Below are 21,095 nucleotides of genomic sequence, written 5' to 3' on the forward strand. Positions count from 1 at the left end.
GCGAGATCGAACTTGCCATCGGTGGCATGACCTGCGCGTCGTGCGCCAACCGGATCGAACGGAAGCTGAACAAGCTCGACGGCGTGACGGCGACCGTCAACTATGCCACCGAGAAGGCCAAGGTCACCTTCGCCGACGACGTGGACACGACCACGCTCGTCGAGCAGGTAGAGGCGGCCGGCTACACGGCCACGCTGCCCCAGCCGCCGACACCCGACGCGACGGACGAGCCAGAGGAGGACCCGACCCGCTCGCTGCGGCAGCGGCTGATCGGCTCGACGGTGCTGGCGGTGCCGGTGATCCTGCTGGCCATGATCCCGGCCATCCAGTTCACCAACTGGCAGTGGATCTCCCTCACCCTCGCCGCGCCGGTGATCGTCTGGGCGGCGTGGCCCTTCCACAAGGCGGCGTGGGCGAACCTGCGGCACGGCGCGGCCACCATGGACACGCTCATCTCGATGGGCACCCTGGCCGCGTTCGCCTGGTCGCTGTACGCGCTGCTGTGGGGTGGCGCGGGCGTGCCGGGCATGACGCACCCGTTCGAGCTGACGATCGAGCGGATGACCGGTAGCGCGAGTATCTACCTGGAGGTCGCGGCCGGGGTGACCACGTTCATCCTCGCCGGCCGCTACTTCGAGGCGCGTTCCAAGCGTCGGGCGGGCGCCGCGTTGCGGGCTCTGCTCGAGCTGGGCGCGAAGGACGTGGCGGTGCTGCGTGACGGCCGCGAGGAACGCATCCCGGTCGAGGCGCTCGTGGTGGGGGACCGGTTCGTGGTCCGTCCTGGCGAGAAGATCGCGACCGACGGTGTGGTCGAGGAGGGCAGCTCGGCGGTCGACGCGAGCATGCTCACCGGCGAGTCCGTCCCGGTCGAGATCGGCCCGGGTGACCACGTCGTGGGCGCCACGGTCAACGCGGGCGGCCGGCTGGTCGTGCGTGCCACGCGGGTCGGCGCGGACACCCAGCTGTCGCAGATGGCCAAGCTGGTCGAGGAAGCGCAGACCGGCAAGGCGGCGGTGCAGAGGCTGGCCGACCGGATCTCCGGCGTGTTCGTCCCGATCGTGATCGCGCTGTCGGTGGCGACCCTGGCGTTCTGGCTCGGCTCGGGCGGCTCCCCGGCGGCGGCGTTCACGGCGGCGGTCGCTGTCCTGATCATCGCCTGCCCGTGCGCGCTCGGCCTGGCGACGCCGACGGCGTTGCTGGTCGGTACCGGACGGGGTGCGCAGCTCGGCATCCTGATCAAGGGCCCGGAAGTGCTGGAGTCGACCCGTCGCGTGGACACGGTGGTGCTGGACAAGACCGGCACCGTCACGACCGGTCAGATGTCCCTGGTGGACGTGCACGTGGCCGACGGGGTCGCGGTCGACGAGGCCCTGCGGTTGGCGGGCGCGCTGGAGAAGGCGTCGGAGCACCCGATCGCGGCGGCCATCGCCCGAGGCGCCGAGGACAAGGTCGGCGAACTCCCGGCCATCGAGGACTTCGCGAACATCGAAGGCCTTGGGGTGCAAGGGATCGTGGAAGGTCACGCGGTCGTCGTCGGCAGGACCGCGCTGCTCGAGGACTGGGCGCAGCACCTGACGCCCGACCTGGCGGCCGCCAAGGCCGAGGCGGAACGCGCCGGCAGGACCGCGGTCGCCGTCGGATGGGACGGCGAGGCACGCGCTGTGCTCGTGGTGTCCGACACCGTCAAGCCGACCTCGGCGGAGGCCGTCGCCGGCCTGCGTCGGCTCGGCCTGACCCCGGTGTTGCTGACCGGCGACAACGAGGCCGTGGCCAGGACAGTGGCCGCCGAGGTGGGCATCGACGAGGTGATCGCCGAGGTCCTGCCGAAGGACAAGGTGGACGTCGTCAAGCGGCTGCAGTCCGAGGGCCGCGTGGTCGCGATGGTCGGCGACGGGGTCAACGACGCGGCCGCGCTCGCCCAGGCCGATCTGGGTCTGGCCATGGGGACCGGCACGGACGTCGCGATCGAGGCCAGCGACCTGACGCTGGTCCGTGGCGACCTGCGGGCCGCGGTGGACGCCATCCGCCTGTCCCGCAGGACACTGCGGACGATCAAGGGCAACCTGTTCTGGGCGTTCGGCTACAACGTCGCGGCACTGCCGCTGGCGGCGGCAGGCTTCCTGAACCCGATGATCGCCGGCGCCGCGATGGCGTTCAGCTCGGTGTTCGTCGTCGGCAACAGCCTGCGGTTGCGTGGCTTCCGGAGCAGCGTCCCCACCGGGTAGCGCCAAGAGAACGTGTGCCCGCCGACCAGGATCGCGGTCGGCGGGCACACGCGTCTCCGTGATAACTTGGACATAACTGTCCAGGTTGTGGAGGTGGGATGGCGACGATCCTCATCCTCGGCGGGTACGGCGCGGTCGGCCGGGAGGCGGCCGTGGCGCTGGTGCGTCACCTGCCGACCGCCTCGGTGATCGTCGCGGGGCGAAACCCGGACCACGCCCAGCCCATCCCCGGCGCCACGCCCCTGCGGGTGGACGCCGCCGATCCCGCCGACCTGGCGAGGGCGTTGACGGGCGTGGACACCGTGCTCATGTGCGCCGAGCGCGACAACGTCGACGTGGCCCGTGCCTGTCTGGAGCGGGGCATCGACTATCTCGACGTGTCGGCCTCCCGCGAGGTGCTCGCCGGGATCGCGGAGTTGGGGGACCTGGCCAGAAGGAAAGACGCGAGGGCGGTGCTCAGCGTCGGTCTGGCCCCCGGCGTCACGAACCTCCTGGCACGGCGGTGCCTCGAACACTCGGGACTGCGGGAGGCCCGCATCGGCGTGCTGCTCGGCTCGGGTGAACGGCACGGCCCGGCGGCACTCGGCTGGACGCTGGACGGGCTCGGTCAACTCGACGGCCGGTGGCCCATGCCCTTCCCGGCCCCGTACGGCGTCCGCACTGTTCACCGCTTCCCGTTCTCCGACCAGTACACGCTGCCCGGCACCCTCGGGGTCACCTCGGTCAGCACGGGCCTGTGCCTGGACTCCCGGCTCCTCACCACCCTCCTGGCCGCCGCGGGCAGGCCGGCTGTCGCCCGCCTGCTGCGCCGTCCCCCGGTGCGCAAGCTCGTCCTCGCGCTCCTGGGCGGGATCCACCTCGGCGGGGACGGGTTCGCCGTGACCGTCCACTCCGGAACCGTCGCGGCATCCTTCAGCGGTGCCAGGCAAAGCCGCGCCACCGGTGTCACGGCCGCCCTGTTGGTACGGCGTTTGCCGAGCATGCCACCGGGTGTCGCCCACATCGAGCAGCTCGTCGAGCCCGCCGCCTTCCTCGCTGAGTTGGCGGCCGAGGGTTTCGACCTGAACCTCACGTGTGTCCGGTGACACCGTGTCAGAGCCCGTGTCAGTGCGGTGACCGTGCTGTGTCAGGGAAGCGGGTCATCGTTGCCGCCATGACCTCAGGAAACGAAAACCGCATGGCAGGCGAACACGGACACGTTCGACGCCGGACCCTGTTGGGGGGCGTGCTCGGCGCCGGCGCGCTCGCCGGCTTCGCGAGCGGCGGCACCGCCTCCGCGAGTAGCGGTGACTGTGTCGAGCCCGGCTGGGGAAAGGTCGCCGACGCGTTCCGCGCCAACTTCGATGGACCCGGCGAGGTCGGCGCGGCGTGCAGCGTCTACGTGGGCGGTCGCCCCGTCGTCAACCTGTGGGACGGCCTCGCCGATCGCGAGGCGAACCGCCCGTGGCGCAAGAACACCATCATGCAGGTCGCGTCCACGACGAAGGGCGCCACCGCGATCTGTGCCCACATGCTGGTGCAGCGCGGCCTGCTGGACCTGGACGCCCCGGTGGTCCGGTACTGGCCGGAGTTCGGTGCGAACGGTAAGGACCAGATCCCGGTCCGCTGGCTGCTGTCCCACCAGGCCGGTCTGCCGGTCGTCGACGGACCGCTGACGTTCGAGCAGGCGTGCGCCTGGGACCCGGTCATCCGGGCACTCGAGGCGCAGCGGCCGCTGTGGCAGCCGGGCACGGCGCACATCTACCACGCCAACACGTACGGGTTCCTGGTCGGCGAGGTCGTGCGTCGGATCACCGGCAAGTCTCTCGGCACGTTCTTCGCCGAGGAGGTGGCCCGTCCGCTCGGGCTCAGCGCCTGGATCGGGCTGCCCGAACGGCACGAGAGCCGGGTCGCCAAGATCCACAACGCCGCGCCGTTCAGCGTGGAGGAGCTGCTCGCCGGGATGATCAAGGTGACCGGGCTGGACGCGGACACGGTCACCGCATGGGTCAACGCCCTGTACAGCCCCGGTTCCGTCGCGATCCGCGCTGGCGAGCTCGGCGGCGCCTTCACCTCGGCCGACTACTTCCTGACGCGTGCCTGGCGCGCGGCGGAGTTCCCGGCCGCGAACATGGTCGCGGACGCGCAGTCGATCGCCAGGATGTACGCCGCCACGGTCAGCCGCGTCGACGGGATTCGGCTGCTCAACCGGGCGACGGTCGCGAGGGCGACGGAGGTCCAGACCGACACGACGCCGATGTACGGGCTGCCGCCGGGGCTGAACGTCCCGGCTGACCGCTCCTTCTACATGTCGCTCGGGTTCTGGCGAGCCTGCCCGCCCTACCAGATGCTCGGCCCGGCCTCGTTCGGCCACCCGGGCTCCGGCGGCTCGGTCGGCTTCGCGGACCCGGAGGCCGGCGTCGGCTTCGGCTACGTCACGAACCTCTGGAACTTCCGGCCCGACGACCCGAGGGCGTCGAACCTGGCCGCGGCCGTCCGATCATGCCTCGGATGACGTCAGCCGCCGAGTGGGCAGGTGAGGACCGCGATGCCGAGGAGGAACGCGGTCCCCGCCAGGAACGGCACCGCCGCTGCCATGACACCCACTAGTCCACACGAGACGGTCCGGCGCAGGCCGCTGCGCTGCGGGGGACCGCGGCGCAGCCGGGCGAGACGGAGCGCGACGGCGTCCCGGGCCATCGCGAGGGACGTGCTGGGGAGGTTGTCGTGCCGGGTCACCCGCAGCAGTGCGGTGCGGACGGCGGCGGGCCCGCAGGCCCGTGCGGCGGTGCCGTCGGCGGCCAGCTCGGCCAAGGCGCGGATCGCTCGGGGGGCCTGGCGGCACAGGGGCACGAACGGCGCCGCGGCGCGGAGCGCGTCGGCGATCGCGATCAGCAGGTGATGCCGGCCGGTGAGGTGTGCCATCTCGTGGGCGAGCACGGCCGCGACCGCACGTCGGTCGAGGTGCCGGGTCAGTCCTTCGGTGGCGACCACGACGCCGGGCCGGCCGGTCATGCTGAACGCCAGCGGTTCGTCGTGCGCGAGCCACAGGATGTCCCCGGTGGCCGGCCGCGCCACCATGCGCAGTACCGCGAGGTTGTCCTGTCGTTTGCGGCCGCGCTGCCGGAAACCACGCGCGGAGACCACCACCAGCCGCGCGACCAGTGCCACCAGCAGCGCCACCCCGACCAGGCCGGCGACCTCCTCGACGCGGGGTGGTGAGCCGTGCTGGACCGCCGACCAGCAACTGTGCGCGGCGGCGAGCAACGAGGGGCTCGGGCCGTGGTTCGGCAGCAGCAACAGCACCACCCCGACGGCGGCGGCGAGCAGCACCGCGGTACCCGACACCAGCCACGCCACGATCAGCGGCACGGGATCGCGCCGTCGCAGGTCCGCCCGCGCGAGAAGGCCAGGGACGAGCCAACCGGCGACGGCCGCGCCGGCGAGCAACGTCAGCGCGGCGTTCACCTGCGGCGGACCCGCTTCCTGCGTAGCGCGGTGCGCAGCAGGTCGGTCTCCTCGTCGGACACGGTCTCGACGAACCGCATGAGGACTGCGTGGGGGTCCTGCGAGGAGTCGAGCACGTCGCGCAGCGCCCGCGCGGAGGCTTCCTCACGACCCAGGGCCGGCTCGTAGTGGAAGGCCCTGCCGATCCGTTGCCGCCGCACCCACTGCTTGCGGTTCAGGTTGTCCAGCACCGTCATCACCGTGGTGTAGGCCAGCTGCCTGCCGGTGTCGAGGCGCTCCAGCACGTCCCGGACCTTCAGTGGCTGGCCGGTGCTCCAGAGCACGTTCATCACGGCGGCTTCCAGCTCACCAAGACCCCGCATGCCACCTCCTCATGGCGAGTCATGCTACGCGTCGGCCCAGCACACTAACGGCGGTAGTACTAGCCTCCCTAGGTATTTTTGGCTACTCCCGAAAGATCACGGCGTAACTAGGCTGAAAGCCATGCCCGCCATGGTGAAGGCAGAAACAAAGCCGCGTGCCGGCATCGTGGTCCTGGTTCTGGTCGCGGTCGCCGCCGCGACGTTCGGCATCGTCCAACTGGTCGACACGTGGACCGCACCGGCCTCCGTTGGTCACGAAGGCACCCTGGACGGCCTGCACACGCGCATCGACAAGGCCGGCTGGGTGGACCTGGAGGACATGGCGAAAGGGATGGCCCCCGGCATGCCGATGAACCAGATGCAGGGCATGCCCGACGAAGGTGACGGCCGCGTCGAGGTCAAGGTGACGGTCGTGAACGCGACCAGCCAGACCCACCAGTTCCTCGCCGCCGAGGAGTTCGCGCTGCGCGCGGAGAAGGGCGACAAACGCTGGACGCCGAGCGCGGACACCTTCGGTGACCTGCCGCGCCTCGCCCCGAGGAACGCGGTCAGCGGCCTGCTCTTCTTCGACATGCCGCCCGACGAGGTCAAGGACACCACCGTGTGGCTCGAATGGAAGCGCGACGGTGGGAGTGCCGCGCTGAGCGTGTCCCTGTCGGGGACCGGCGGCGGGATGATGGACCACTCCGAGGGTGAGATGGGTTCGGGCGGCAAGTGATGCCGGAGATCGACCGCCGTTCGCTGATGCGGTGGGGTGCGGCGGGTGTCCTCGGGGTCGTGCTGCCGGCGACGACCGCCGTGCTCGCCAGCGGCCGTGCCCGTCCGGCGGCCGCGCCATCCGCGGCCAAGCCGCCCGCACAGGCCTTCACCCGGCCGCTGCCGATACCGGCGGTGCTGCGCCCGACCTCCACCGAGGGTGGGGTCGACCGCTACGAGATCCGTCAAACCGTTGGCAAACAACAGTTCCTGCCCGACATCCAGACCGAGATCTGGGGCTACGACGGCACCTTCCCCGGACCGACGGTCGAAGCCCGCCGCGGCCGCCCGGTCATGATGACCCACCACAACGAGCTCACCGTGCCGACCGTGGTGCACCTGCACGGCGGGGTCATCCCGCCAGAAGAAGACGGCTACCCGGTGGACTTCCTCACCCCGGCGACCGGACCGGTCGACCCGGCGCTGGCGCGACACGCCCAACACGGTGTGGCCGGCATCGCGACCGGTAGCCGCCTCTACACCTACGCCAACGACCAGGCCGCGGCCACGCTCTGGTACCACGACCACCGGATGGAGTTCACCGGCCCGCAGCAGTACATGGGGTTGGCCGGCTTCTATCTCATCCGGGACGACGTCGAGGACACGCTGCCGCTGCCGGGCGGCGCGCGGGACATCCCGCTGATGATCGCCGACCGGCAGGTCGACGAGGACGGGTCGCTGTTCTACCCATGGGAGGACCCCAGCAAGCGCACGCCCGGGGTGAAGCTGGAGTACCACCACAGCGGCATGGTCGCCCAGACGATCACCGTCAACGGCGTCGCCTGGCCCTTCCTCGAGGTGGACGCCGCGCTGTACCGGTTGCGGTTCCTCAACGCCTCCAACGCCCAGACCTATCGGCTCGAGCTCGACCCACCACCACCGGGCGGCAACGGTTTCACACAGATCGGCAGCGACCTCGGGCTGCTGCCGGAACCGGTGGCCTACGACATGTTCGCCATCTCCCCGGGCGAGCGCTACGACATCCTCATCGACTTCTCGCAGTACCGTCCCGGCACCCGGGTCACGCTGAAGAACAACCTGGGCGACGGCGACAACTCCTACGTCATGCGCTTCGACGTCGCTCGCCGCGCCAGCGACGACGCCCGCATCCCGGACACCCTCACCGAGGCGCCGCCGCCTCCGCCACGCACCGAAGGCACCGCCGACCGCCGGTTCAGCTTCTTCATCGGCCCACAAGGTGTCCGTGGCCCCGCGATGACCAACGGCGCGGTGTTCGACCTGACACGAATCGACGCCAACCCCACTCTCGGGTCCACCGAGATCTGGGACTTCACCGCCGATCCCATCCACCCCGTCCACCTGCACGGTGCCCATTTCCGGATCCTCCAACGAAACGGCAAACCACCCGAACCGCAGGACGGCGGCTGGAAGGACACCGTGTTCGTGCCAACCGGCGCGATGCGCCTGGCCGTCACGTTCACCGGGCACCGCGGCAAGTACGTCTTCCACTGCCACAACCTCGAACACGAGGATGCCGGCATGATGGCCAACATGGACATCCAGTGACCACCCGCAGCAGACCTCGGGGCGCCAACACCTACACCGCCCGCCTCCAGCAACGCAGCGCCGCGGCCCGGCGTCGGCGTGAGCGTCCCCGCTGGCGCACTGTCCGGTCACTGTCGGCACTTCTCGCGTTCGCCGGGGAAGCCGGACACCTGGCCGCCGCGATGATCGAATGGCCAGGTGCTCCGGTCCGCGGTCTGGCCCACGTCCTGGCCGCCGCCGGCCTCGGGGTCCTCAGTGCCTTACTCTGTTTCGGACAGTCCCGAGTGGAGCTGATCCTCGGGACCGTGCTGACACTGGTCATTCCGGTCGCCTGGTTCGCCGGCCTCTACCGCGACTTCCCGCTGGCCGCCGCCATTGCCGTGTCGACCGTCGAGGTGGCCGCCGCCGCGCTCATGGGAGCAGGAGCCCGCCGCCGACCAGAGCCAGTACCGGCCCGGCGAGCAGCCCCACGGCGACCGACAGCGGCGCGGCCACGTAAGCGGTGACGGTGGCGGGCCGGTCGGGCCGTCCGAACGTCGACGATGTCCGCATGGCTGGGGCGATCCAGCGCAGGTAGTAGAAGACGCTGGCCACGGTGTTGACCGCGGCGAGGACGACCAGCCAGCCCAGCCCGGCGTCGAACGCGGCGGTGAACACCGTGAGCTTGCCGGCGAAGACGCCGGTCGGTGGGGTGCCGACGAGGCCGAGCAGGCACACGACGAGGCTGACCGCGAGCCACGGCCGGTGCCGTCGCAGCCCGGTGTAGTCGTCGAGCGTGCGGGCGTCGGGAAGAGCGCAGACCACGGCGAACGCGCCGAGGTTGGTGACGGCGTAGGCGGCGAGGTAGAGCACCACGCTTGGGAGGGCCAGCTCCGCCCGTCCCGCGGCCGCGACCGCCATGAGCAGGTAGCCGACCTGGCTGATCGTGGAGTAGGCCAGCAGGCGGCGGACGTCGGTCTGGAAGAACGCGGCGAGGTTGCCGAGCGTCATCGTGACCGCGGCGATCACGGCGACCAGCAGCGACCAGTTCATGGCCACGGCGTCGAACGGCACCGCGACGAGCCGGTACAGCGCGACCACGGCGCCGATCTTCGGGATCGTCGTGACGATCGCGCCGACCGCGGGGCGGGCGCCCTCGGTGACGTCCGGCACCCAGAAGTGCGCGGGCACCGCACCGGCCTTGAACAGCAGGCCGCCGAGCAGCAGGACCGCGCCCACCGCCACCGCGATGGCCGGCGCGTCCGACAGGCCGTGGTGCAGCATCGGATAGTCCGTGCCGCGGCCCACCCCGGACACGAGCATGACGCCGAACAGCATCGTGGTGCCGAGCAAGGCGCCGAGCAGGTAGAACTTGAGGCTGGCCTCGGTGCCGGGCGCGTCCTTGGCGAACCCGACCAGCGCGTACAGGGGCACGCTGGCCAGCAGGTAGGCGGCCGCGAGCAACAGGATGTCGTTGGTGCCCGCCAGCAGCACCGCACCCAGCGCGGCGAGCAGCAGGAGCACCACGAACTCGGTTTCCCTGGCGTGGCCACGAACTCGCGCCATGGCCAGCACCAGGAGCACCGAGGCGAGCACGACCACGCGGGTCGCGTTGGTCGCGGGGTCCACGGCATAGCTGCCCGCGAACACCGCCATGCTCTCGCCGGACCAGTCGACCGCGGTGGCGACGATCCCGGCCAGACAGGTGGCCGCCGCGAGCACACCGACGACCCACTGGTGGCGACGGGGGAGGAACGAGCCGAGCAACAGCAGGAACACGGCGGCGCCGGCCAGGAACAGCTCGGGTAGCAACCGGTCCAGCTCCAGGGACATCATCCCGTTCATCGGCTGACCAACGTGCCGAGCGTGTGGGCCGCGGGTTCGACGAGGTCGAGCAGGAAGCGCGGGAACAGCCCGAGTACGACCGCGAGCACCATCAGCGGCGCGATGGCGACGGTTTCGGTGGCGGTGAGGTCGGCGGCCACGGTTTTCGTTGGCGGGCCGAGGAAAAGTCGTTGGAACGCGCGCAGGAACAGGGCCGCGGTGACGAGGATGCCCAGGAACGAGAGCGCGGTCGCGACGGGCGCGCCGGGCAGCGAGCCGGTGAAGATCTGGAACTCCGCGATGAACCCGGAGAACCCGGGCAGTCCCAGCGAGGCGAACGCGGCGACGGCCGTCAGACCGGCGAAACGGGGCGTGCTGGCGGCAAGACCCCCGTAGGAGCCGAGATCGTAGGTGCCGCCGCGTTCGTAGAGGACACCGGCGAGGAGGAACAGCGCGCCCGTGATGAGCCCGTGGCTGACCATCTGCGTGACCGCGCCGGTGCTCGCCAGTGACTGCGCCTGTTCATCCGATGTGGACACCAGGCCGGCGGCGCCGACGGCCAGGACGATGTAGCCCATGTGGTTGACCGATGTATAGGCGATCATGCGTTTGAAGTTCTGCTGTGCCAGGGCGACCAGCGCGCCGTAGAGCACGCTGACCACGCCGACGGCGATGATCGCCCACGCCCAGTCCCGCCAGGTGTCCGGCAGCATGGGCATCGCGATGCGCACGAACCCGTATGTGCCGAGTTTCAGCAGCACGCCAGCCAGGATCGCCGAACCCGCCGCAGGTGCCTCGGTGTGCGCGGGTGGCAGCCAGGTGTGGAACGGGACGGTCGGCGTCTTGATGGCGAGCCCGACGAAGATCGCGAGGAGTACCAGCGCGGCGACGGTGCCCTTGCCCGCCAAGGGGTTCTGCTCGGTGAGCGCGACCATGTCGAACGTGTTGGGCTCGGCGGCGAGGTACAGACCGATGAACCCGAGCAGCAGCGCGAGCGAGCCGAGGAACGTGTAGAGGAAGAACTGCAGTGCTGCCCTGACCCGATCGCGATGCCCCCAGCCGGCGATCACGAAGTACATGCCCACAATGGACAGGTCGAAGAAGACGAAGAACAGGATCAGGTCCAGCGACACGAACACGCCGAGGCACACGGTCTCGAGGAACAGGAACAGCACGGCGAACGAGCGGATCCGGTCCGTCATGCGCAGCGAGTAGACCGCGCAGGCCAGGAACAGCACGGCGGTGAGCGCGATCAGCGGCAGGCTGATGCCGTCGACGCCGATGTGGTAACCCGAGCTGACGCTGGGGATCCACCGCCGGTTCACCTCGTAGCCGTAGCCGTAGCCGGCGCCTGCGGTGTTGTCGCGGTAGCCGACCCAGAGCACGACGGCGAGCACGACCTCGACCGCGCTGGCGACAACCCACGTCCAGCGCACCACCGCGTCACCGAGCCGCGGCACGGCCAGGAGGACGGCCGCGACCGCCAACGGCAGGAACACCACGATGCTGAGCACGTTCACCGTCCGTTCGAGAGCATGAGCAGCAGCACGGCGAGCACGGCCAGTGCGACCACCGCCTGCGCGTAGTAGTGGTGGAGCTGACCGGTCTGCGGCCGGCGTGCCAGCCGCCCCAGAGCGCGGAACATCCGTGCGAGTCCGCGGACGAGCCCGTCGACCGTCCATTCGACACGGTTGTCGACCACCCGCGCGAACGCGGCGCCGAGTGCCGCGCTGGTGCGGACACCGCCGTCGACCACGCGGTCGTCGAACCGGGCGAGAGCGTTCGCGGTGGCGTCCAGGGGTTTGGCGACGAGCGTTCGCGCGGCCGTCTCCAGTCCCAGCCAACCGCGTAGCGCCGCGGGCGCTGGCACCTTGTCGACGAAGACGGCGACCGCGCCCGCGACGGCCAGCGCGACGACCCCAGAGACGAGCAGCTCCCACCAGGAGGGCGATGGTCCTTCCTGCACGGACACGATCTCCGCGAACCGTTGCCAGACAGTGGGAACCGCCAGGACCCCGAGCAGTGCCGCACCGGCGGCGAGCGGCGGAAGGGCCGCCTGATGCCATCTGGTGACCTGGCCCGGCAGTTCGTTCGGCTCCCGGGCCCAGACCAGCGCCACCGCCCTGGCCGCGTAGGCCGCGCTCAACGCCGCGGCGGCGAGCCCGACCAGGTACAGCGGAGTCGACTCGTGCCACGCGTTCGCGAGCACGTGGTCCTTGGTGGCCCAGATGGACAGTGGCGGCACACCGGCCAGCGCCACGGCGGCGACGGTGAACGAGATCCCCACGACGGGGAAGCGGCGCGCGACACCCCGCAGCGCCGGCAGGGTCTTGGCGCCCAGAGCGGTCAGCCACGCGCCGGCGCAGAGGAACAGCACGCTCTTGGTGAGCGCGTGCGCGACGAGCTGTCCGGTGCCGGCGGCCACTCCCGCCGTGCCGGCCGCGAGCACCATGAACCCGACCTGTGCACACGTCGAGGCCGCGAGCAGCTGCTTGAGGTCCGTCTGCGCCACCGCCACCGCGCCAAGCAGCAGGGCGGTCAGCGCGCCGCCCCACGCGACCACCGCCGCCGCCCACGGTGTGGCACCCAGCAACGGTTGTAGCCGCAGCAACAGATAGCCGCCCGCCGCGACCATGGTCGCCGAGTGCAGCAGGGCGGACACCGGGCTGGGACCGTCCATGGCCCGCGACAGCCAGAAGCTGAACGGGAACTGCGCCGACTTGCCCAGCGCTGCGAGCACCACACCGGCCGCGACCACGTCCCGCCAGCCGTCCGGCAGGCTGGCCAGGTCACCCAGCCCGAGGCTCGCGGCACCACCCGCCAGCGCCGCACCGGCCGCCAGGTACAGCCCCAGATCGGCGCCACGGGTGGTCAGGAACGCCACGGTGCCGGAGCTTGCCCGCCGCGACTCCCGCCACCAGTACCCGATGAGCGCGTAGGACGCCGCGCCCATGACCTCCCACGCCATCAGCAGCGTGACGAAGGTCGTGGCCGTGACGGTGACCAGCATCGCGCCGGCGAACACGAGCATGAGCCCGTGGAACCGGGCGTTGAGTTCGGGCTCACCGGCGGCGAACACCAGCACGGCAACGAGCACGACCGACACCGTGATCACCATGACGGCCGAGAGACCGTCGACGTTCAGTCCGAACGACACACCATCCAAATAGGACGCGGACACCGCTGGTCTTCGTGCCGCGACGGTGATCGAGGTGCCGAGCGCGATGACGGCGGCCATGATCCCGATGGGTGCGGCGAACCGGTCGGCGCGCCGGCCCGCGAGCAGGAGAGCGCCGCCGGCCAGGAGCGGAACCGCGACGAGGAGCCAGAGCATGCGTCAGTCCTTGAGGTCCGCGGCCATGTCGGTCGTGTCCACGTCGCGAGCCCGGAACACCGCTGTGGTGACCGCGAAGCCGGCCGCCATCTCGATGGCCATGGCGGTCACCGCCAGCACGACGACCACCTGCCCGTCCGGCCGGTCCGGCGACGTGAAGTACCAGAACGCGGCGGCACCGACGATCACCGCGTTCACCATCAGCTCGATGCCCATCATGATCATGACGATGGACTGCTGCGAGAGAGCGCCGTAGAGGCCGACGCTGAACAGCGCGGCCGCGAGCAGAAGGTAGTCCTGTAGGCTCATCGGTCGATGCCTCCCCGTACGGGATCGCGCGGGCTCCTGTGTTCCAGCCGGTCGCCGTACCGGTCGTAGCGGCCGCGGTTCGTCGCGAGGACGACCGTGGCGATGATCGTGGCGAACAACGCGAGCCCCAGGACGATCATCGTGAGCATGTTCGGCCCCATCAGCGCCTCGCCCAGTTGCATCGTCGGCTCGTCCGGCCGTGATGCTTGCGACGTGGGCCAGTCGACGAGGTAGATCCCGGCCGCGAGCACCGCGAACGTGCCGACCGCGATGGCGAGCGAGCCCTTCTGGTTGTGCACCATGGTCATCGGCATCAGCCCGGCCGGGTTCATCATGTACATCACCATGAACACGGCCATGACGACCATCTCCATGATCATCATGAGGATGACGAGCACACCAAGGTAGGTCAGCTCGACCAGGAGCACGGTGACCCCGGCGAACAGGAACGACGCCAGCAGCGCGAACGTCGCCCGCGCCATCGAGTCCACCCGGAACACCGCGATCCCCATCGCGACGGCGCCGACCGCACACACCCAGAACACGATCTCCACGCGCACCTCCCTAGATGACCACAATGGACACGAACAACGCCTGGAGCAGCGTGACCGGAACGAGCACCATCCAGGCGATCTCGGTGAACCGCTCCATCCGGATCGTCGGCGACCGCCGCCCGACCCAGACGAGCAGGGCCAGCACGGCGGCGGTCTTCACCAGTGACCACAGCCAGTCCGGCAGAATCGGCCCGTCGCCACCACCGAGGAACAACGGCACCGCCATCGCCGCACCGGACACCAGCAACACCCACCGCCCGGCGAGGAACACCAGCCGGTCCACACCGGACAGCTCGGCGACGGCCCCACCGGCGAGGTCGTTGCCGACCGCCTGGTCGAAGGGCCGAAGGAACGCCATGGCCAGCACCGAAACGAGATACACGACGAACGCGACGGGCATCCACACCACGAACCACAGGTCCTGCTGGGCGGCCACGATGTCCCCGACGCGAAGCGACCCGGCCCCGATGGCGGCGGTGGTGAGCACGAACATGTGCGGCAACTCGTAGGCCAAGCCCTGTGCCACGAACCGGTATCCGCCCACGAGCCCGAACGCCGTGTTGCCACCCCATCCCGCGAGCCACACCGCTGCCCAGGCCACGATCTCCATGGCGTTGAACCACACCAGGCCGACGGACAGATCCCCGACCACCCACCGTCCAAGCGGAACAACCGAAGCGGCAAGCACAGCGGCGACGAGCAACACGATCCCTGCCGTGCGCCACAGGACCGTGTCCGCGGCGAGCGTCCGACGCCGTTGCTGCACCAGAAGCCCAGCCACCGACCGCAACGGCAACGTAGCCCCACCCCGCCCAACGGCGTCCCACGAGGCGGCCGCGAGCGCGAACAACCCGAGCACGACCGGTAGCACGATCGCGCCCCACCACGCTGTTTGCTCAACCATGGTGTGCCCCGTGGTGTGCCAGGAGATCGAGATCCGGATCGAGGCTGGCCACGACCAGACGTGCGGTGGCCAGTTCGGTGCCGGCGAGCATGGCAGGCAGGTTGTCCAGGATCCACTGGGTCTCATGTGGACCTTTTGCGGGTGGCGAGTGGAGCCGAGTCAGGGCGTCCCCGGCCAACGGACCGTCCGAGACGGTGCCGACTCCGGCGAGCAACCAGCGAAGCGTACGTGACCGACACACCCGCCGGGTCCACTTCTGGAGCCGGGCGTCCGACAGCGTGCCGTCGAGCGCGTCGTCCCGCAACCGCTGAGCCTCGACAGCCGCGTCGGTCCAACCGGCGAGCGCCAACAGCCGCGAGTGGGAGTCCAACCGACGGGCCAGGCCCCGGTCCTCCGTCGCCCAGAACGACACACCGGGGGAGCCGACAACCTCGACGGTGGCCTCCTGGATGACATCGCCCTGCAGTCGCGTGTGGACAATGAGCCCGGCGGGCCACAACGGCAGAACCGGCCCGAGGGGCACATGGAGCACGTCAAGCATGAGCCCGTCCCGATCCTCGGCCCGATCGGCCATCGGCACCCCACCAGGCATCTCCATGCCACCCATGTGATGACTGTGCCCACTGTGTCCCTGGTGCCCACTGTGCTGGTCGTGCGGGCTGTGCTCGGCATGCCCGCTGTGTTCCTGGTGCCCGCCGTGCTCGGCATGCCCGCTGTGCTCTTGGTGCCCGCCGTGCTCGGCATGCCCGCCGTGTTCTTCGTGCCCGTTGTGCTGGTCGTGCCCGCCGTGCTCTTGGTGCCCGCCGTCGTGCTCGGTGTGCTCGCTGTGTTCCTGGTGCCCGCTGTGTTGGTTGTGCGAATCGTGCCCACTGTGCTCGTCATGCCCGGGCGCGGTGTGCTCGGTGTGTTCCTGGTGCTGGTCGTGCCTGGCGTGTTCCTCGTGTTCGGTGTGCCCGCTTTGGCCGTCTGGCGTGGCGTGTTGGTCGTGGTTGCTGTGTTCGTTGGGTATGCCTTGTGGGGCAACAGCGTTCGCGCGTTGGCGGGCGGTGTCCCGGAGTTCGGCAACGGCGAGATCCAGTTGCCGCGGCACCTCGGTCGCCTCCGAGACCGCCAGCCGCACGCGCGGCGCTGGCATCGCGTGCCACACGCGCTCCACATAGGCGTCAAGACCATCGCCGACGACGAGGAGGATGTTCGCCTCGGCGGGGTTCAACGCGGGCCGCCAACCTCGTTCGCGGATGGCGCGTTCGGCGGCCAGTCGTGCCGCCGTGCCACCCAACCCGGTCGCCACAAGGGGGCGGGGCGGGGTGAGCCGCAGTAACCACGCCGTCATGTCCACCGCAGCACGCCCTCCCGCCACGCGTACGTCACGCCGGCGAAGAGAATGCCGAGAAAGACGAACATCTCCACCACGGCGGTAGTCCCCTCCTCGGCGACGACGAGCGTCCACGGATACATGAACACCATCTCCATGTCGAACGCCAGGAAGAGCATCGTCACGGCATACCAGCGCACGTGATATCGGGACACCGCGTGCTCCACCGGCGCGTGCCCGGACAGGAATGGCCTTACCTCTAGCGCAGCCTTACCGAGCCGAACCAACGCGGCGACCCCGTACAACCCGCCGACGACGACAGTCACCAAGGCGAGGAGTACCACAATGCCGCCCAACGCCAGCACCTCCTCCGATACGGGATACCCGGTGGGGGTAAAGCTAGCATGCGGGGCGCCCGGCTGTGCACGGGTCATGCGATACGACGAAGGACGCCTTCCTCGCGCTGGTCGTGAGGAAGGCGTCCTTCAGCGCACCTGGCTGGCGGGCTCAGATGTCTCGTTGCTGCTCGGCGAGGAAGCGTTCGAACTCGGCACCCAACTCCTCCGCGCTGGGGACGGGCTCACCCTCGGAGATCAGCAGGTTCTCCGACGCCTGGGTGAACGAGTCGTACTGCTGCTCCAGCGCCTCGACGACCTGCGCGACCTCCGACGACTCGGACACCTGGCGGTTGATCTCCGCGTCGGTCCGCCGTGCCGCCTCGTACAGGGCGACGGCGGGGAACGCCAGGCCCGTCGCCTTCGTGACGGCCTCGAGCAGGTTGACCGAGGCGGTCGGGTAGGCGCCCTGTGCGAGGTAGTGCGGGACGTACGCGGCGAAGCCCATGGCGTCCTGGCCGACCTCCCCGAGGCGCAGTTCCAGCAGCGCCGACAGGTTGCCCGGCACCTGTACCCGGTTGAACGGCGACTTCTCCATGACCAGCTCGGGCCTGGTGGCGTGGGAGATCACCGACAGCTTGCGGGTGTGCGGGACACCCATGGGAATGCCGTGGAAGCTGACGGTGAGCCGCACGCCCCACCGCTCGATCAGCGCGTGCACGGCGGCCGCGACCGCCTCCCACCGCCGGTCCGGTTCAGGGCCCGTCATCAGCAGGAACGGGGTGCCGATGGCGTCGTGCAGCAGGTGCACGACCAGCTCGGGGCGGTCGTAGTGCTCCCACCGGTCGGTGTCGTAGGTCATCGCGGGGCGTCGCGTTCGGTAGTCGATCAGTTCGTCCACGTCGAACCGCGCGACCACTCGGTGCTCGTACGCCTCCAGGAGGTGGTCGACCAGCGTCGAACCGGCCGAACCGGCATCCATGAAGCCGCTGAAGTGGTGCAACAGCACCGCTCCGGTCAGGTCCGGGACGTCGGAGTCCACCTCGAACAGTTCCTCCGGGTCCAGAGCCACCTCGTCCTCCCAACACATGATCACGTCTTAGGGGTAGTCAACGCCCCACGTCTATCGTTCATTCCCGCCGTACGTGGCACGTAACTGACCCAACACCAGGTCGACCACCGGCGACGCCTGCGACCCTTCCGGTACCGCGGCGAAGAGCTGCCGCCGGGGTGCCGGCCCGGCGATCGGCCGGATGACCAGGCCTTCTGGTAGCGCCCGTTGCGCAAGGCGCGGGATCAACGCCACTCCGTGACCGTGCGCGACGAGCTGGGCCACGGCCTGCCAGTCGTTGGTGCGGTGCACGACGTCGGGGACGAACCCGGCAGCGGCGCACGCCGTCGCGGTGATGGCGCCACAGCAGCCCTCGCCGTCGCCGGAGATCCACGGTTCGGCCGCCAGTTCGGTGAGTTCGAGCTGGTCACGCGCCGTGAGTGGGTGATCGGCTGGCAGCGCGGCGTCCAGTTCGTCCGAGCCAAGGTCGACGCGGTGGTACCGCGGGTCGGTCGTGGCTGGCGACCCGGCGAAGCTCACCGCGAGCGCGACCGTGAGCCGGCCGGCGTCGAGCTGGTCGAACAGGGCAGGCGGTTCGGCCTCGCGCAACCGGACCCTGAGCTTGGGCGCGGTCACGCGGAGGTCGTCCAGGAACCGCGGCAACAGCCCGGTGATCGCGGTGGGGAACGCGCCGATCGTGACGGTGCCGTGCGTGACGTCGTCCCACGAGTCCAGGTCGTGGCGGGCGCGTTCGATGTGGGCGAAGACGGCGTCGGCGTGCGCCAGCAGCGTCTCCGCGCGGGGTGTGAGCACCACCCGCCGGCCGTCGGGGCGGGTCACGGGGAAACCGAGGTGACGGGACAGCCCGGCCAGTTGCTGGGACACCGCCGAGGTGGTCAGGTGCAGCGCCTTGGCCGTGGCGGTGATGCTGCCCCGTTCCCGGAACTCGCGGAGCACCCGCAGGCGACGCAGGTCATCCATGAAGTCCGCACTTAACGGTTTCATGCAGACATCGTAGCTTGATCTTATGATTGGCTGGCGCGAGGCTGACCGCATGCAGGAGATCAGGCTGGGCATCGTCGGACTGGGCGCGATGGGCATGGAGATGCTCGACACCGCCGTGAAGCACCCCGACTTCACGCTGGTGCGTGCGGTCGACCTCGACCAGCGAACGCTCGACCGTCTCGCCCCCGTTCATCCCGAGGTCTCATTCGGCACGGACGCCTCGGCGGTGGTCGACGCCCCCGACCTCGACGCCGTCTACCTCGCCACCCCGCCGTCGTCCCACGCCGCGCTGACCCTCCGCGCGCTGGACTCGGGCAAGGCGGTGTTCTGCGAGAAGCCGCTCGCGATCGACCTGGCCGACGGTCAGCGGATGCATGCCGCGGCCACGCGCACCGGCCTGGCCAACGCGGTGAACTTCGCCCTGTCCGACCGGCTCGCCGTGCTCGAAATCGAACGACACCTGCGCCGCGGCGACGCCGGCACCGTCCGTGGCGTCGACATCCGCCTGCAGTTCCCGCTCTGGCCCCGCGACTTCCAGTCCGCGGCGACGTGGGTGGCCGGCCGCGAGCAGGGCGGTTTCGTGCGCGAGGTGCTGTCCCACTTCGCCTACCTGACCGATCGTCTTCTCGGCCCCCTGCGGCCGGAGTACGTCAGCGTCGACTACCCGGACAGCGGCAGCGAGACCGCCGCGCGTGGTCTGCTGCGGGCTGGCGAGGTGCCGGTGCACGTGTCCGCGATCGCGGGCCAGGCGGGCCCGGAGGTCTACGAGTGGACGTTGTGGGGCACCCGACGCTCCTACCGCCTCCGCGACTGGGCCGATCTGTCCATTTGGGACGCTGGGTCGTGGCGTCCGGTTGGCTTGGCAGGCGAACGCGGCTCGGAGTACACGCGCCTCTCACAGTTCGCCGCCGCGATCCGCGGCACGAGCCAGGCGAACCTGGCCGACTTCGCCACCGCATTGCGTGTCCAGGAGGTCATCGAGGCTTTCCATCGGTGAAAACCGCACCGATGGGGTGGACTTCACGTGGCGTGCCTGGGGTTTCGCCGGTGCTGGACCTAGTGTCCCGAGTCGTTAATTAGGCCGCAGTATGCCGCGAGGGTTTCGAGGATCTCGTCGGCGGTTTTGGTCCAGACGAAGGGTTTGGGGTCGGTGTTCCATTCGTTGATCCATGTGCGGACGTCGGTTTCGAGTTCGGTGACGCTGCGGTGGGCGGAGCGGCGGAGCTTGCGGTTGGTCAGCTCAGCGAACCAGCGTTCCACCAGGTTCATCCAGGAGCTGCTGGTGGGGGTGAAGTGCAGGTGGAACCGTGGGTGGCGGATCAGCCACTCCTTGACCTTCGGGGTCTTGTGCGTGGCGTAGTTGTCCAACACCAGATGAAGGTCGAGGTCCTTGGGCACCGCGGTGTCGATGACCTTGAGGAACCGCAGGAACTCCTGCTGGCGATGGCGGCGGTAGTGGTGGGCGATCACCGAGCCACTGGAGATGTCGAAGGCGGCGAACAGGCTGGTGGTGCCGTGGCGGATGTAGTCGTGGGTCATCCGCGCCGGGGTGGTCGGCATGATCGGTAGAATCGGCGCGGTCCGGTCAATCGCCTGCATCTGTGACTTCTCATCCACCGCCAACACCAACGCGTTCTCCGGCGGCGCCATGTATAAGCCGACGACGTCGCGGACCTTCTCGATGAACTGCGGATCGGTCGAGAGCTTCCAGGTCTCCACCAGATGCGGTTTGAGCCCAAAAGCCCGCCAGATTCGGGAGACCGCCGACTGAGACATCCCGGTCGCCGAGGCCATCGACCGGGTCGACCAGTGCGTGTCCTGCCCCGGCGTCTCCTCCAACGTCTTCGTGATCACCTGCTCAACCTGCTCATCACCGATCAGCCGCGGCCGACCCGGACGAGGCTCATCAGTCAGGCCTTCCAGCCGGCGAGCCAGAAACCGCGACCGCCACTTGGACACCATGTCCCGAGACACACCCAAATCCGCGGCTACTTGCCCAATCGTGCCACCCTCGGCACACCGCAACACAATCCGCGACCGCGCAGCCAACGCCTGCGCCGTCTTCCGTCGACGTAACCATCCACTCAGGACGCTACGTTCCTCGTCGGACAACACCACCGGGGCGACTTTCGGGCTCGGCACGCCCACACTCTACCAACTACCGACGAACTAATGACTCAGGACACTAG

At 69.8% G+C, this 21,095-nt stretch carries 21 protein-coding genes; 8 read left to right on the forward strand and 13 right to left on the reverse strand.

The window, feature by feature from the left end; genetic code table 11:
- Window positions 1-26: 26 nt before the first annotated feature.
- From VF106_RS34935 to VF106_RS34945, 3 genes are all read left to right on the forward strand, one after another.
- A complete protein-coding gene (locus VF106_RS34935; RefSeq protein ID WP_330844229.1) occupies window positions 27-2,225 on the forward strand; it encodes a heavy metal translocating P-type ATPase in 2,199 nt (732 codons plus the stop codon).
- 98 nt (window positions 2,226-2,323) lie between these two features.
- Complete coding sequence (locus VF106_RS34940; protein ID WP_330844209.1) at window positions 2,324-3,310, forward strand: saccharopine dehydrogenase family protein; 987 nt, start codon at window positions 2,324-2,326, stop codon at window positions 3,308-3,310.
- Between the two features lie 68 nt (window positions 3,311-3,378).
- Window positions 3,379-4,719, forward strand: coding sequence for a serine hydrolase domain-containing protein (locus VF106_RS34945; RefSeq protein ID WP_330844210.1), 1,341 nt, complete (start codon window positions 3,379-3,381; stop codon window positions 4,717-4,719).
- A gap of 2 nt (window positions 4,720-4,721) precedes the next feature.
- Here VF106_RS34945 and VF106_RS34950 read toward each other — a convergent pair whose 3' ends face one another.
- Window positions 4,722-5,672 (reverse strand): M56 family metallopeptidase, encoded by a 951-nt coding sequence (locus VF106_RS34950; protein ID WP_330844211.1) that lies wholly within the window; start codon window positions 5,670-5,672, stop codon window positions 4,722-4,724.
- Complete coding sequence (locus tag VF106_RS34955; RefSeq protein ID WP_330844212.1) at window positions 5,669-6,034, reverse strand: BlaI/MecI/CopY family transcriptional regulator; 366 nt, start codon at window positions 6,032-6,034, stop codon at window positions 5,669-5,671. The genes VF106_RS34950 and VF106_RS34955 overlap by 4 nt, the downstream gene beginning before the upstream one ends.
- A 121-nt stretch (window positions 6,035-6,155) precedes the next feature.
- Here VF106_RS34955 and VF106_RS34960 point away from each other — a divergent pair, with 121 nt between their 5' ends.
- Genes VF106_RS34960 through VF106_RS34970 form a run of 3 tightly spaced genes read left to right on the forward strand, consistent with a single transcriptional unit; the run spans window position 6,156 to window position 8,802 of the window.
- The gene (locus tag VF106_RS34960) at window positions 6,156-6,752 is read left to right on the forward strand and encodes a DUF4352 domain-containing protein (protein ID WP_330844213.1); all 597 of its coding nucleotides are present in this window, start codon (window positions 6,156-6,158) and stop codon (window positions 6,750-6,752) included.
- Window positions 6,752-8,317: a multicopper oxidase family protein gene (locus VF106_RS34965; RefSeq protein WP_330844214.1), complete on the forward strand. Its 1,566-nt coding sequence runs from the start codon at window positions 6,752-6,754 to the stop codon at window positions 8,315-8,317. The genes VF106_RS34960 and VF106_RS34965 overlap by 1 nt, the downstream gene beginning before the upstream one ends.
- Window positions 8,314-8,802 (forward strand): hypothetical protein, encoded by a 489-nt coding sequence (locus VF106_RS34970; protein WP_330844215.1) that lies wholly within the window; start codon window positions 8,314-8,316, stop codon window positions 8,800-8,802. Before VF106_RS34965 ends, VF106_RS34970 begins: the two co-directional genes overlap by 4 nt.
- Here the strand turns inward: VF106_RS34970 and VF106_RS34975 are convergent.
- Genes VF106_RS34975 through VF106_RS35005 form a run of 7 tightly spaced genes read right to left on the reverse strand, consistent with a single transcriptional unit; the run spans window position 8,708 to window position 15,807 of the window.
- Window positions 8,708-10,120: an NADH-quinone oxidoreductase subunit N gene (locus tag VF106_RS34975; RefSeq protein ID WP_330844216.1), complete on the reverse strand. Its 1,413-nt coding sequence runs from the start codon at window positions 10,118-10,120 to the stop codon at window positions 8,708-8,710. The genes VF106_RS34970 and VF106_RS34975 overlap by 95 nt on opposite strands.
- Window positions 10,117-11,613 (reverse strand): complex I subunit 4 family protein, encoded by a 1,497-nt coding sequence (locus tag VF106_RS34980; protein WP_330844217.1) that lies wholly within the window; start codon window positions 11,611-11,613, stop codon window positions 10,117-10,119. Before VF106_RS34980 ends, VF106_RS34975 begins: the two co-directional genes overlap by 4 nt.
- 2 nt (window positions 11,614-11,615) lie before the next feature.
- Window positions 11,616-13,433: a proton-conducting transporter transmembrane domain-containing protein gene (locus VF106_RS34985; protein ID WP_330844218.1), complete on the reverse strand. Its 1,818-nt coding sequence runs from the start codon at window positions 13,431-13,433 to the stop codon at window positions 11,616-11,618.
- 3 nt (window positions 13,434-13,436) lie between these two features.
- Window positions 13,437-13,742, reverse strand: a complete 306-nt coding sequence (nuoK, locus tag VF106_RS34990; protein WP_330844219.1) for an NADH-quinone oxidoreductase subunit NuoK — start codon at window positions 13,740-13,742, stop codon at window positions 13,437-13,439.
- Window positions 13,739-14,254, reverse strand: coding sequence for an NADH-quinone oxidoreductase subunit J (locus tag VF106_RS34995; protein WP_414639128.1), 516 nt, complete (start codon window positions 14,252-14,254; stop codon window positions 13,739-13,741). The genes nuoK and VF106_RS34995 overlap by 4 nt, the downstream gene beginning before the upstream one ends.
- Window positions 14,255-14,306: 52 nt before the next feature.
- Window positions 14,307-15,200 (reverse strand): complex I subunit 1 family protein, encoded by an 894-nt coding sequence (locus VF106_RS35000; protein ID WP_330844221.1) that lies wholly within the window; start codon window positions 15,198-15,200, stop codon window positions 14,307-14,309.
- A complete protein-coding gene (locus tag VF106_RS35005; RefSeq protein ID WP_330844222.1) occupies window positions 15,193-15,807 on the reverse strand; it encodes a hypothetical protein in 615 nt (204 codons plus the stop codon). Before VF106_RS35005 ends, VF106_RS35000 begins: the two co-directional genes overlap by 8 nt.
- Window positions 15,808-15,834: 27 nt before the next feature.
- Between VF106_RS35005 and VF106_RS35010 the strand changes: the two genes are divergently transcribed.
- Window positions 15,835-16,521 (forward strand): hypothetical protein, encoded by a 687-nt coding sequence (locus VF106_RS35010; protein ID WP_330844223.1) that lies wholly within the window; start codon window positions 15,835-15,837, stop codon window positions 16,519-16,521.
- 8 nt (window positions 16,522-16,529) lie between these two features.
- On the opposite strand, the gene VF106_RS35015 is transcribed toward VF106_RS35010, so the two are convergent.
- The 3 genes from VF106_RS35015 to VF106_RS35025 all read right to left on the reverse strand — a co-directional run bounded on the left by VF106_RS35015 (window position 16,530) and on the right by VF106_RS35025 (window position 18,906).
- Entirely contained in the window at window positions 16,530-16,949 is a 420-nt protein-coding gene (locus tag VF106_RS35015) for an NADH-quinone oxidoreductase subunit A (protein WP_414639127.1), read from the reverse strand.
- A gap of 73 nt (window positions 16,950-17,022) precedes the next feature.
- Window positions 17,023-17,922 carry a proteasome assembly chaperone family protein gene (locus VF106_RS35020; RefSeq protein ID WP_330844231.1) on the reverse strand — a complete coding sequence of 300 codons (900 nt, stop codon included), beginning with the start codon at window positions 17,920-17,922 and terminating at the stop codon, window positions 17,023-17,025.
- Between the two features lie 51 nt (window positions 17,923-17,973).
- Window positions 17,974-18,906, reverse strand: a complete 933-nt coding sequence (locus VF106_RS35025; protein WP_330844224.1) for a LysR family transcriptional regulator — start codon at window positions 18,904-18,906, stop codon at window positions 17,974-17,976.
- 22 nt (window positions 18,907-18,928) lie between these two features.
- Here VF106_RS35025 and VF106_RS35030 point away from each other — a divergent pair, with 22 nt between their 5' ends.
- Entirely contained in the window at window positions 18,929-19,903 is a 975-nt protein-coding gene (locus VF106_RS35030; RefSeq protein ID WP_330844225.1) for a Gfo/Idh/MocA family protein, read from the forward strand.
- A 59-nt stretch (window positions 19,904-19,962) separates the two neighbouring features.
- Here VF106_RS35030 and VF106_RS35035 read toward each other — a convergent pair whose 3' ends face one another.
- Window positions 19,963-21,048, reverse strand: a complete 1,086-nt coding sequence (locus VF106_RS35035) for an IS630 family transposase (protein ID WP_330844232.1) — start codon at window positions 21,046-21,048, stop codon at window positions 19,963-19,965.
- Window positions 21,049-21,095 lie beyond the last annotated feature (47 nt).

Source organism: Actinophytocola sp., from assembly GCF_036378875.1.
Classification (GTDB): Bacteria; Actinomycetota; Actinomycetes; order Mycobacteriales; family Pseudonocardiaceae; genus Actinophytocola.